Below are 12,198 nucleotides of genomic sequence, written 5' to 3'. Positions count from 1 at the left end.
CGCTTTTTAGGTCCTTCCAAGCAGACTTGATTCGCGCAATCCGCTAAACGGTCAGGCCGTGGCGCGGAAGGTTTCGTAACCCGCACTTCCTCGAGAAACTCGAAGAAAGGTGAGCGTAAAATGATGAAGCAATTCCAGTCGAACTCTTATCTGTTCGGCGGTAATGCTCCGTACGTCGAAGAGTTGTACGAGCAATATCTCGATAATCCCGCGTCAGTGCCCGAGACCTGGCGCGCCTACTTCGACGCGTTGCAGAACGTGCCCGCTTCGGACGGCACGGCTCACAACGACGTGGCTCACGGCCCCATCGTCGAATCTTTCGCTCAGCGCGCGAAGGCGAACGCCTTTCTGCCGCGCGAAAGCACCGGTGATCTGACCACCGCGCGAAAGCAAGTCTACGTCCAATCGCTGATCGGCGCGTATCGCTTCCTTGGCACGCAATGGGCCAATCTCGATCCGCTCAAGCGCCGCGAGCGTCCCCCCATTCCCGAACTCGAACCCGGCTTCTACGACTTCACCGAAGCCGACATGGATCAGGTGTTCAACGCGAACAACCTGTACTTCGGTTTCGAGCAGGCATCGCTGCGCGACATCGTCAAGGCGCTGCGCGACACGTACTGCGGCACGATCGGCGCCGAGTTCATGTACATCAGCGATCCGGAACAGAAGCGCTGGTGGAAGGAGCAGCTCGAGTCGATTCGCTCGACGCCGAATTTCTCGAACGACAAGAAGAAGCACATCCTGAATCGCCTGACGGCCGCCGAAGGCCTCGAGCGTTTCCTGCACACCAAGTATGTCGGCCAGAAGCGCTTCTCACTGGAAGGCGGCGAGAGCTTCATCGCGTCGATGGACGAAGTCGTGCGTCACGCGGGCAAGAACGGCGTGCAGGAAATCGTCATCGGCATGGCGCACCGCGGGCGTCTGAACGTGCTCGTCAATACGCTCGGCAAGATGCCGGCGGACCTTTTCGCCGAATTCGAAGGCAAGCACGTCGATGACCTGCCGGCCGGCGACGTGAAGTACCACAAGGGCTTCTCGTCGGACGTCGCCACGGAAGGCGGCCCGGTTCACCTGTCGCTCGCATTCAACCCGTCGCACCTCGAAATCGTGAATCCGGTGGTCGAAGGCTCGGCCAAGGCGCGTATGGATCGTCGCGGCGACGAAGAAGGCCTGCAAGTGCTGCCGGTGCAAGTGCACGGCGACGCGGCCTTCGCGGGCCAGGGCGTCGTGATGGAAACGTTGAACCTCGCGCAGACGCGCGGTTACGGCACGCACGGCACGCTGCACATCGTCATCAACAACCAGATCGGCTTCACGACGTCGGATCCGCGCGATGCGCGCTCGACGCTGTATTGCTCGGACGTCGTCAAGATGATCGAGGCGCCGGTGCTGCACGTGAACGGCGACGATCCCGAAGCCGTCGTGCTGGCGACGCAGCTCGCCATCGACTTCCGCATGAAGTTCCACAAGGACGTGGTCGTCGACATCATCTGCTTCCGCAAGCTCGGTCACAACGAGCAGGACACGCCGGCGGTCACGCAGCCGCTGATGTACAAGACGATTGCGAAGCATCCGGGCACGCGCGCCGTCTACGCCGAAAAGCTGGTGCAACAGGGCGTCATCACGGCCGAGGAAGCGGACAACTTCGTCAAGGAATATCGTCAGGCGATGGACGAAGGCCATCACACGATCGATCCGGTGCTCTCGAACTACAAGAGCAAGTACGCGGTCGACTGGGTGCCGTTCCTGAACCGCAAGTGGACCGACGCGGCCGACACGGCGGTGCCGCTCGCGGAACTCAAGCGTCTGGCCGAGCGCATCACGACCATTCCGGAAAACTTCAAGGTTCACCCGCTCGTCGAGCGCGTCATCAACGACCGCCGCGCGATGGGTCTCGGCGAAGCCAAGCTCGACTGGGGCATGGGCGAGCACCTCGCGTTCGCATCGCTGGTCGCATCGGGCTATGCCGTGCGTCTGACGGGCCAGGACTCGGGCCGCGGCACGTTCACGCACCGCCACGCCGTTCTGCACGATCAGAACCGCGAGCGCTGGAACGACGGCACGTACATTCCGCTGCAGAACATCGCGGAAGGCCAGGCCAAGTTCACGGTGATCGACTCGGTGCTGTCGGAAGAAGCGGTGCTCGGTTTCGAGTACGGTTATTCGACCGCTGAACCGAACACGTTCGTCGCGTGGGAAGCGCAGTTCGGCGACTTCGTGAACGGCGCGCAGGTCGTGATCGACCAGTTCATCTCGTCGGGCGAAGTGAAGTGGGGCCGTGTCTCCGGTCTCACGATGATGCTCCCGCACGGCTACGAAGGTCAGGGTCCGGAGCACTCGTCGGCGCGTATCGAGCGTTTCCTGCAACTGTGCGCGGATCACAACATGCAAGTGGTCCAGCCGACGACGCCGGCGCAGGTTTTCCACCTGCTGCGCCGTCAGATGATCCGCCTGTTCCGCAAGCCGCTCATCATCTTCACGCCGAAGTCGCTGCTGCGTCACAAGGAAGCCGTGTCCGATCTGTCGGAACTGGCGAAGGGCTCGTTCCAGCCGGTCATCGGCGAAACGGACGAAGCCATCGAGGCGAAGAAGGTCAAGCGCGTGATCGTGTGCTCGGGCCGTGTCTATTACGACCTCATCGCGCATCGCCGCGAAGCGAAGAGCAACGATGTCGCGATCGTGCGTATCGAGCAGCTGTACCCGTTCGCGCACAAGCAGTTCGACGCGGAACTCAAGAAGTACGAGAACGCGACCGAAGTCGTGTGGGTGCAGGACGAGCCGCAGAACCAGGGCGCCTGGTTCTACGTCGAGCACCATCTGCGCGAAGGCATGCGCGAAGGCATGAAGCTGGCCTACAGCGGCCGTCCTGCATCGGCATCGCCGGCGGTCGGCTACTACGCGAAGCACTACGAGCAGCAGAAGGTGCTCGTGGAAGGCGCGTTCGGCCGCCTCAAGGGCGCGCAGGTCATCGCCAAGTAAGCATTGCTTGATCGAAACCGGGCGAACGGACGTTCCCCGGTTTCGCTGCTCGTACACACAGACACGCATCAGGAAAATACAGAAATGGCTATCGTAGAAGTCAAGGTTCCCCAGCTTTCCGAGTCGGTCTCGGAAGCGACCATGCTGCAGTGGAAGAAGAAGCCGGGTGAGGCTGTCGCCCAGGACGAAATCCTCATCGAAATCGAGACCGACAAGGTCGTGCTCGAAGTGCCGGCTCCGTCGGCCGGCGTGCTGGCGCAAGTCATCAAGCACGACGGCGATATCGTCACCGCCGACGAACTCATCGCCAAGATCGACACCGAAGCGAAAGCGGGCGAAGCGCCTGCCGCCGTCGCCGCTGCCGGCGACGCCGAAGTGAAGCCCGCGCCGGTCGCGGAAACCGCCGCTGCCACGTCGGCTCCGGCTGCTGCGCAAGCATCGGCGGGCGGCGCCGCATCGCCGGCCGCGACGAAGATCCTCGCCGAGAAGGGCGTGTCGGCGGATCAGGTGTCGGGCTCGGGCCGCGACGGCCGCATCACGAAGGGCGACGCGCTCGCCGCTCAAGCCGGCGCACCGGCTGCCGCACCGGCCAAGCCCGCCGCCGCACCGGCTCCGGCCGCCGCGCGCGCCGCGAAGCCGTCGCTGCCGCAAGTCAGCGCACCGGCATCGGCCGATCAGTGGCTGAAGGACCGCCCGGAACAGCGCGTGCCGATGTCGCGTCTGCGTGCGCGTATCGCCGAGCGTCTGCTCGAATCGCAGCAAACCAACGCCATCCTGACGACGTTCAACGAAGTCAACATGGCGCCGGTCATGGATCTGCGCAACAAGTACAAGGACCGCTTCGAGAAGGAACACGGCGTGAAGCTCGGCTTCATGTCGTTCTTCGTGAAGGCCGCCGTCCACGCGCTGAAGAAGTTCCCGCTCGTGAACGCATCGATCGACGGTAACGACATCGTCTATCACGGCTACTTCGACATCGGTATCGCGGTCGGTTCGCCGCGCGGTCTCGTCGTGCCGATCCTGCGCAATGCGGATCAGATGAGCCTCGCCGACATCGAGAAGAAGATCGCCGAATTCGGCCAGAAGGCGAAGGACGGCAAGCTGTCGATCGAAGAAATGACCGGCGGCACGTTCTCGATCTCGAACGGCGGCGTTTTCGGCTCGATGCTCTCGACGCCGATCATCAACCCGCCGCAATCCGCGATTCTCGGCGTGCACGCGACGAAGGAACGCGCGGTCGTCGAAAACGGCCAGATCGTGATCCGTCCGATGAACTACCTCGCGCTGTCGTACGACCACCGCATCATCGACGGCCGCGAAGCCGTGCTGTCGCTGGTCGCGATGAAGGACGCGCTGGAAGATCCGGCTCGTCTGCTGCTGGACCTGTAATACAAGCTTAGTTGCCTCGATGCGCGCGATAGGCTCGCGCGCATCGCAAGAGGCTGCTCCGCAAAAGCGGAGACACACCAAGGAAAGTCATGTCCAAAGAATTTGATGTCGTCGTGATCGGCGCGGGCCCTGGCGGCTATATCGCGGCGATTCGCGCAGCGCAGCTCGGCAAGTCGGTTGCGTGTATCGAGAAGTGGAAGAACCCGGCAGGCGCATTGAAGCTCGGCGGCACGTGCCTGAATGTAGGCTGCATTCCGTCGAAGGCGCTGCTGGCGTCGTCGGAAGAATTCGAGAATGCGTCGAAGCATCTGGCCGATCACGGCATCAGCGTGTCGGACGTGAAGCTCGATGTGTCGAAGATGCTCGCGCGTAAAGACGGCATCGTCGAAAAGATGACGAAGGGCATCGAGTTCCTGTTCCGCAAGAACAAGATCACGTGGCTCAAGGGTCATGGCAAGTTCACCGGGAAGAACGCGGCCGGCGTGCAGATCGAAGTGTCGGGCGAAGGCGAGACGGAAGTCGTCACGGCGAAGAACGTGATCATCGCGACGGGTTCGAAGGCGCGCCATCTGCCGAACATTCCGGTCGACAACGAGCTGATCGCCGACAACGAAGGCGCGCTGTCGTTCGATTCCGTGCCGAAGAAGCTCGCCGTGATCGGCGCGGGCGTGATCGGTCTGGAGCTCGGCTCGGTGTGGCGTCGTCTCGGCGCGGAAGTGACCGTGCTCGAAGCGCTGCCGCAATTCCTCGGCGCGGCGGACGAGTCGCTCGCGAAGGAAGCCGCGAAGCAGTTCAAGAAGCAGGGTCTCGACATTCACCTCGGCGTGAAGATCGGCGAAGTGAAGACGAGCGCCAACGGCGTTTCGATCGCTTACACGGACAACGCAGGCAACGCGCAGACGCTGGAAGCGGATCGTTTGATCGTGTCGATCGGCCGCGTGCCGAACACCGATAACCTCGGTCTGGAAAGCATCGGCCTGAAGGCGAACGAGCGCGGTTTCATCGACGTGGACGATCATTGCGCGACGAGCGTGCCGGGCGTGTACGCGATCGGCGACGTGGTGCGCGGCCCGATGCTCGCGCACAAGGCGGAAGACGAAGGCGTGGCGGTGGCGGAGATCATCGACGGTCAGAAGCCGCACATCGATTACAACTGCGTGCCGTGGGTCATCTACACGGAACCGGAAATCGCGTGGGTCGGCAAGACCGAGCAGCAGCTCAAGGCCGAAGGCCGCGAGATCAAGACCGGCCAGTTCCCGATGATGGCCAACGGCCGCGCGCTCGGCATCGGCCGTGCCGAAGGCTTCGTCAAGATGATCGCGGACGCGAAGACCGACGAAATCCTCGGCGTGCACGTCATTGCTGCGGACGCGTCGGATCTGATCGCGGAAGCGGTCGTGGCGATGGAGTTCAAGGCGGCGTCGGAAGATATCGGCCGCATCTGCCATCCGCATCCGTCGCTGTCGGAAGTGATGCGCGAAGCGGCGCTCGCCGTCGACAAGCGCGCGTTGAACATGTAATACCGTTTGCCTTGGCAGTAAGGCAGCACAACAAAGGCGAGCGGGTTGATCCGCTCGCCTTTGTCACATCGAACGGCCGAAGATGAACGTCACCGAATACTACGAAAACGAACTGCGCACGCGGGGTTATCAATCGGACGAGGCGCAGCTCGCGGCGGTCGCGCGTCTTCAACAGTGCTATGAAGAGTGGGTCGCGTACAAGGCGCGCCGCTCGAATGCGCTCAAGAAGTTTCTCGTGCGTCCCGAGTTGCCGCGCGGCGTCTACATGTGGGGCGGCGTCGGGCGCGGCAAGAGCTTCCTGATGGACAGCTTCTATGCGGTCGTGCCGGTGCAGCGCAAGACGCGTCTGCATTTTCACGAATTCATGCGCGAGGTGCATCGCGAACTGGAGGAGCTGAAAGGGCAGTCGGATCCGCTGGACGAACTCGCCAAACGCATCGCGAAGCGTTATCGGCTGATCTGTTTCGACGAGTTTCACGTCTCCGATATTGCCGACGCGATGATCCTGTATCGCCTGCTCGACCGTCTTTTCAAGGCTGGCGTGCAGTTCGTGATGACGTCCAATTACCAGCCCGACACGCTGTATCCGGAAGGGCTGCATCGCGATCGTCTTCTGCCCGCGATCGAGCTCATCAAAGAGCATCTCGACGTGCTCAACGTCGATGCCGGCACCGATTACCGCAGGCAAACGCTCTCGACGGTGAAGGCGTATCACACGCCGCTTGGTGCGTCGGCGAGCGAGGCGTTGCGTGCGGATTTCGCGAAACTCGCGGCCGTGCCCGACGAAAGCCCGATCCTGCACATCGAGAAGCGCGAGATCAAGGCATTGCGCAAAGCCGACGGTGTCGTTTGGTTCGACTTTGCGACGCTATGCGGCGGCCCGCGCTCGCAGAACGACTATCTCGAACTGGCGAACCGCTTTCACGCGGTCATCTTGTCGGACGTGCCGCAAATGACGCCGCGCATGGCATCGGAAGCGCGCCGCTTCACCTGGCTCATCGACGTGTTCTACGACCACAAGGTCAAGCTGCTGATGTCGGCGGCCGTGCCCGCGGAAGAACTGTACGTCGAAGGGCCGATGGCCAACGAGTTCACGCGCACGGTGTCGCGTATCGTCGAGATGCAGTCGAAGGAATATCTGGAGGCGCCGCGCCGCGTCACCGATATTTCGCTGACCTAATACGAGTATCAAAAATCTGCGGTAGGCCAATCGGCATAAGGTTTTGCGAGCAATTTCAAGATTCGGACCACTCCGATTTGCTGGCTTTCGGGTACTCGGTATCGTCGATACCGGTTATCAGTCAGTGAATTGGAGAAACTACCGTGAAGCCCTATCGCGACATGTCCGACGAAGAATGGCAGATGGTTGCACCGCTGCTTCCCGAACTGCGTCCGCGTTCGGAGTTGCGGGGCCGGCCGCTCGCCAATACCCGCGCCGTGCTCAACGGTGTGCTCTGGGTCATGTACAGCGGGGCGTCATGGTCCACGCTGCCGCGCAAATATCCGTCGTATCAGACGTGCCATCGGCGCTTCAAGGCGTGGCACGAATCGGGCGTCCTGCTGCGCGTCATGACGCAGTTGTTCGGGCCGGCCGGCGAATCGCTCTATGCGTTGATGACATCGCGCATGCGTGTGCCGGGGGAATTCAAGCCGGAAGAGCCGAACCTGCCCGCCGAAGCACAAGCGGAAGAGGCGCAACATCGTCACGCCGCATGATTGCTCGAAGCGTGCTCGCGAGATGAGCAAAGCCGGTCGAAGATCGACGTCTTCGACCGGCTTTGTCTTTGTATAAAGCTATTGCTGGCGCACCCAGGTTTGCGAGCGCCCCAGCAGCGAAACGCCGATATACCCGCGCACGACGAGCTTCTTGCCACCGTCTTCGAGTTTCATCTTGCACTTGTAGAGCTTGCCGCTGTCCGGGTCGAGAATCTGGCCGCCTTCCCACTCGTCGCCGTCCTGACGCATGCCGGTGATGATCGTCATGCCCTTGATCAACTGATCCTTGCGTTCGTCCGTGCAGGCCGTGCAGCGCCGTTCCGGATGATCGAATTCGCCGATGCCACGCACGACCTTGCCCGACAACTGCCCGTTGCCGTCGTCGGCGATCTGGATGATCGCTTTCGCTTTGCCGGTCTGATCGTCGATGGTCTGCCAGGTGCCGACGGGCGTCGCCTGCGCGAAAACGCTCGCGGCGAAAGTGGCGCACAGCGCGCCGAGCGTCACGCGTGCACCGCGCGAGCCGATGAAACGGGTCATGTCGTCTCCTTGTCGTGAACGGCCGAGCATACGAGAAAGCGACCGTTCCCGTCTGAGAAGAATCGTTCTAGACGCGCGCGGACCGAAAACTCAGACGGCGCGTTTAAGACCCGCTTCGAGCGTGGCGAACGTGCGCTCGTCGGTGCGATCGAAATGGAGCGGCGTGACCGACACGCTGCCTGCCGCCACCACCGCCGTTTCGCTATCGGGCGAATTCGGGCGCGGGCCACGCTGAAAGCGCAGCCAGTGATAGTCGATGCCGCGCGGATCGACGAGCGGCAACACGTCGATGCCTTCCACGAGCCCGATGCCTTGCCGCGTCACGGTGAGCGGACCCGCGGCAGACGCGTCGCAATCGGGGAAGTTGACGTTCAGGCACGTCGGCGCGTCGTGGGAAATCGAGAGCAATTGGCGGATCACGCCCGGCGCCAGCGCGCGCGCCGTGTCCCAGCGCACGTTCTCGCGGTCCGTGAAAGCCTGACTGAGCGCGATCGACGGCAAGCCGAGCAAGAGGCCCGTCATCGCCGCGCCGACGGTGCCGGAGAACATCGTTTCGACGCCGAGATTCGCCCCGCGGTTGATGCCGGACAGGACAAGTGTGGGCGGCGCGTCTTTCATGATGTGGCGCACGCCCATCACGACGCAGTCGCCTGGCGTGCCCTGTACGCCGAAGCGCCGTTCGCCCTGACGCGAGATGCGCAGCGGCGAATGCAGGCTGATGGAATGCGAAGTGCCGCTCTGATCGTGCTCGGGCGCGATGACCCAAACTTCGTGCGCGAGTTCGGCGGCGACCGCTTCGAGCACGGCGAGGCCGGGCGCGTCGATGCCGTCGTCGTTGGTGATGAGCACACGCTGCACGATGGGTGAGAGGGCGGACATCGCGAATCACTCCTTGGTCGGTGATGAAAAAGTATCGACCGATTATTACAGAGTTCGCGTTCCCGGGCGTCCGCGGCCCGTATCGAAATGAAGCCTTACTTGACGCCGAGCCCGCGCAGCACGGCGTTGCCGTCTTCGGTCAGGCGCACTTTCGGGGTGCCGGCGTCCGGCGACACGATCTCGACATAGCCGTATTCCTGCAGCGAGGCGACATCGGGCGTGGCGGCCATCACATCGATCGGCGCGTGCATCAGCAGGAGCAGCGTGGCGATTTCGTGATGGCTCAGAAGCTTTTTGATGGCTCGCACGGGTGCGGAAGCCGGACGGCGGAGGTTCATGAACGATGTCCTCAGGTTTGCATGACGATGTGCGGCGCTTTCGGCTTGACGCTTCGCGCGGACCTTGATGTCGATGGAGTGCGGGCAGGTTATCGGCCGACTCTTAGGCGAAACTTAAAACGCGCGCCGCGCGGTGCGACGAGTTGTTACACGGGATGTCACGAAGTCAGCGCGCGCTTCAAATCAGAAGGAAATCAGAAGCGATAGTCGGGATTTTTCGGGTCGAACGTCAGGTCGTCGAAGGGTTTCGTCTCGATGCGCTCGAACACGACGCTTTCGAAAATCTCGCCGTCGTTGTCGTACGACTCCAGCGTGCGGAAAAGCGGCCGTTCGAGGTCGAGTCCGAGCACTTCCTTTTTCGCATAGAAGGTGGGTTGGCCTTCGACCGTTTCGTAGGTGAGCGCGATCACGCGCAGTCCGTCGACGTTCTTCACTTCGATGTTCGTTGGTTTCGTGATGCCCGCTTCGGCGAACTTGCGCCCTTCGTCGATGAAGCGTTGCGTGATCGCGTCGATGCCGAGCTCGCGGATCGAATGATTCGACTGCGCGCGGGCGAGCGCGCCGTTCACCGATGCCCACATCGGCACGACGCCCAGAAAGCCGCCGAGATGACCGTAAAGCTGATCGGGACGCTTCGAATCGTCGTAGATGACTTCCTGCCCCGCGTGCCCGCCATCCGGCAGCCATTTCGCATAGATGCGCAGCGGCTCGCGCGTGACGCGCACGAGCATGTGATCCGCGCGCTTCGGCCATTTGCCTTTGATGCGCTCGCGGCGGCGCATCGTGAACTCGCACGAATCGAAATCGCGTAAGCCGTCTTGCAGATAGCGCGGCAGCGTGCGCGCGTCGAGCGAGCGGAAGAGGGCGACGAGTTGCGCATCGTCGAGACTGGCGAGCGCGCCGCTTCCCGCCGATCGCGACAGCCATTGCACCTGCTGCTCGACGCCGAGATCGCCGATGCGCCCAACGTCATCGGATGGATCGGCGCGTGCCGCGAAAGACGCGAGCGCGAGACACAACAGGCTCGCACAAGCGAACCGGAAGCCGGAAGCCGAGCGCGGCATGGGTATCTCCGTGAGGGCTAGCCCTGCGATGTGGATCCGGCGTCGCGCAGTTCGCGCCTGAGCACCTTGCCGATCGGCGTGAGCGGCAGCGCGTCGCGGAACTCGACATAAGCAGGCACCTTGTAGCCGGTCAGGTGTAAACGCGCGAACTTCAGCAGTTCTTCCACCGTGAGCGTGTCGTCGCGACGCACGACGAATGCCTTCACGCGCTCGCCCGTCACCGGATCGGGCACGCCGACGGCCGCGACCGCGCGCACTTTCGGATGCGCCGCGAGCACGTCCTCGATTTCGTTCGGATACACGTTGAAGCCCGAGACGATCATCATGTCCTTCTTGCGGTCGATGAGCCGGATGATGCCGCGCGCATCCATCACGCCGATGTCCCCGGTCGCGAGCCAGCCGTTCGCGTCGATGGCTTTCGCCGTGTCTTCCGGACGGTTCCAGTAGCCCTTCATCACTTGCGGACCCTGGACGCAAAGCTCGCCCGGTTCGCCGACGTTCGCCCACGCGCCATCTTCGCGGCGCAGGCGCACGAGCGTGGACGGCACCGGCACGCCGATGGTTCCATCGAAAGCGCTGTCGCCGTGCGTATCGAGCGGCGTCGCGGCGACGAGCGGCGAACACTCGGTCAGGCCGTAACCTTCGACGAGCGTTGTGCCCGTCAGCGCCCTGAAGCGCTCGGCGATCACCCGCTGGGTCGCCATGCCGCCCGCCATCGCGAGCTTGAGCGACGAGAAGTCGCGCTGACGGAAGGCTTCGTTGTCCATCAGCGCGCTGTAAAGCGTGTTGAGCGCGGTGATCGCCGTGAAATTCTCGTGACGCAGCGCGCGCACGAGGCTGCCGATATCGCGCGGATTGACGATCAGCACGTTGCGCGCGCCGATCGCAAGAAACGCGAGCGCATTCACCGTGAGCGAATAGATGTGATACAGCGGCAACGGCGTGACGACGGTCTCTTCGCCCTCGACGAGCCGCGCGCCCGCCCATGCAAGCGCCTGCATCAGATTGGCGATCACGTTGCGATGCATGAGCATCGCGCCTTTGGCGATGCCTGTGGTGCCGCCGGTGTACTGAATGAACGCGATATCGCCGTGACCGACGCGCACCGGTTCGAACTTGCGCCGCGCGCCGAGCGCGAGCGCTTGCGGCAGGCGCACGGCATCGGGCAGCGCGTAGGCGGGCACCTGCTTTTTCACATAGCGCAGGATCAGATCGATCGCGCGGCCTTTCACGTTGAGACCGCCGCCGAGCAGATCGCCGAGCCCGGTCACGACGATGTTCCTTACGCGCGATCCCGGCCGCGCGTCCTGCACGGTCTTGGCGAAGTTCTCGAATACGACGATCGTCTGCGCGCCGCTGTCCTTCAACTGAAGGCCGAGCTCGCGCACCGTATAGAGCGGATTCACGTTGACGACGATCGCGCCCGCGAGCAGCGTGCCGAAGAGCGTCACCGGATAGACGAGCGTGTTCGGCATCATCAGCGCGACGCGATCGCCGGGCTTCACGCCGATGCCCTGCAGATACCCCGCGAACGCATGCGCCTTCTCGCCGAGCGTCGCGAACTTCAGTTCCGAGCCGAGGCTCACGAACGCGACATGATCGGCAAAACGCGCGACGCATTCGTCGAAGAAATGCGCGAGCGAGCGATAGCGCGAAGGATCGATCTCATGCGCGACATCCGGCGGATACGACGCATACCAGATGCCGTCCGTCGCGTGCGGCTCGGAAGTCCCGCGCGGCGCTGCCTGTCCCGGGCTCATGTGGTGTCTCCGT

10 protein-coding genes are annotated in these 12,198 nt (G+C 62.9%); 5 read left to right on the top strand and 5 right to left on the bottom strand.

Going from position 1 to position 12,198, the window contains the following annotated elements; genetic code table 11:
• The first annotated feature begins 120 nt into the window (after positions 1 to 120).
• The 5 genes from BG60_RS25430 (at position 121) to BG60_RS25410 (ending at position 7,604) form a co-directional block, all read left to right on the top strand.
• Positions 121 to 2,979: a 2-oxoglutarate dehydrogenase E1 component gene (locus BG60_RS25430; RefSeq protein WP_008349241.1), complete on the top strand. Its 2,859-nt coding sequence runs from the start codon at positions 121 to 123 to the stop codon at positions 2,977 to 2,979.
• 84 nt (positions 2,980 to 3,063) lie between these two features.
• Positions 3,064 to 4,368, top strand: coding sequence for a 2-oxoglutarate dehydrogenase complex dihydrolipoyllysine-residue succinyltransferase (gene odhB / locus BG60_RS25425; RefSeq protein ID WP_008349242.1), 1,305 nt, complete (start codon positions 3,064 to 3,066; stop codon positions 4,366 to 4,368).
• A gap of 89 nt (positions 4,369 to 4,457) precedes the next feature.
• Positions 4,458 to 5,888: a dihydrolipoyl dehydrogenase gene (lpdA, locus tag BG60_RS25420; protein ID WP_034473203.1), complete on the top strand. Its 1,431-nt coding sequence runs from the start codon at positions 4,458 to 4,460 to the stop codon at positions 5,886 to 5,888.
• Between the two features lie 82 nt (positions 5,889 to 5,970).
• A complete protein-coding gene (gene zapE, locus BG60_RS25415; protein WP_034473201.1) occupies positions 5,971 to 7,068 on the top strand; it encodes a cell division protein ZapE in 1,098 nt (365 codons plus the stop codon).
• Positions 7,069 to 7,211: 143 nt separating this feature from the next.
• Positions 7,212 to 7,604, top strand: coding sequence for a transposase (locus BG60_RS25410; RefSeq protein ID WP_008349245.1), 393 nt, complete (start codon positions 7,212 to 7,214; stop codon positions 7,602 to 7,604).
• 78 nt (positions 7,605 to 7,682) lie between these two features.
• Here BG60_RS25410 and BG60_RS25405 read toward each other — a convergent pair whose 3' ends face one another.
• The 5 genes from BG60_RS25405 to BG60_RS25385 all read right to left on the bottom strand — a co-directional run bounded on the left by BG60_RS25405 (position 7,683) and on the right by BG60_RS25385 (position 12,185).
• Positions 7,683 to 8,144, bottom strand: coding sequence for a DUF2147 domain-containing protein (locus tag BG60_RS25405; protein ID WP_034473199.1), 462 nt, complete (start codon positions 8,142 to 8,144; stop codon positions 7,683 to 7,685).
• Between the two features lie 90 nt (positions 8,145 to 8,234).
• Positions 8,235 to 9,023: a 5'/3'-nucleotidase SurE gene (surE, locus tag BG60_RS25400; RefSeq protein WP_034473198.1), complete on the bottom strand. Its 789-nt coding sequence runs from the start codon at positions 9,021 to 9,023 to the stop codon at positions 8,235 to 8,237.
• Between the two features lie 95 nt (positions 9,024 to 9,118).
• On the bottom strand, positions 9,119 to 9,361 hold the full coding sequence (locus BG60_RS25395) for a hypothetical protein (RefSeq protein WP_008349248.1): 243 nt from the start codon (positions 9,359 to 9,361) through the stop codon (positions 9,119 to 9,121).
• A 194-nt stretch (positions 9,362 to 9,555) separates the two neighbouring features.
• Positions 9,556 to 10,425 carry a DUF1571 domain-containing protein gene (locus BG60_RS25390; protein WP_034473197.1) on the bottom strand — a complete coding sequence of 290 codons (870 nt, stop codon included), beginning with the start codon at positions 10,423 to 10,425 and terminating at the stop codon, positions 9,556 to 9,558.
• Between the two features lie 17 nt (positions 10,426 to 10,442).
• Entirely contained in the window at positions 10,443 to 12,185 is a 1,743-nt protein-coding gene (locus BG60_RS25385; RefSeq protein ID WP_034473196.1) for an AMP-binding protein, read from the bottom strand.
• Positions 12,186 to 12,198: the final 13 nt, after the last annotated feature.

It is taken from the genome of Caballeronia zhejiangensis, assembly GCF_000698575.1.
GTDB lineage: Bacteria > Pseudomonadota > Gammaproteobacteria > Burkholderiales > Burkholderiaceae > Caballeronia > Caballeronia zhejiangensis.
This window is presented reverse-complemented; position numbering and strand designations above follow the sequence as displayed.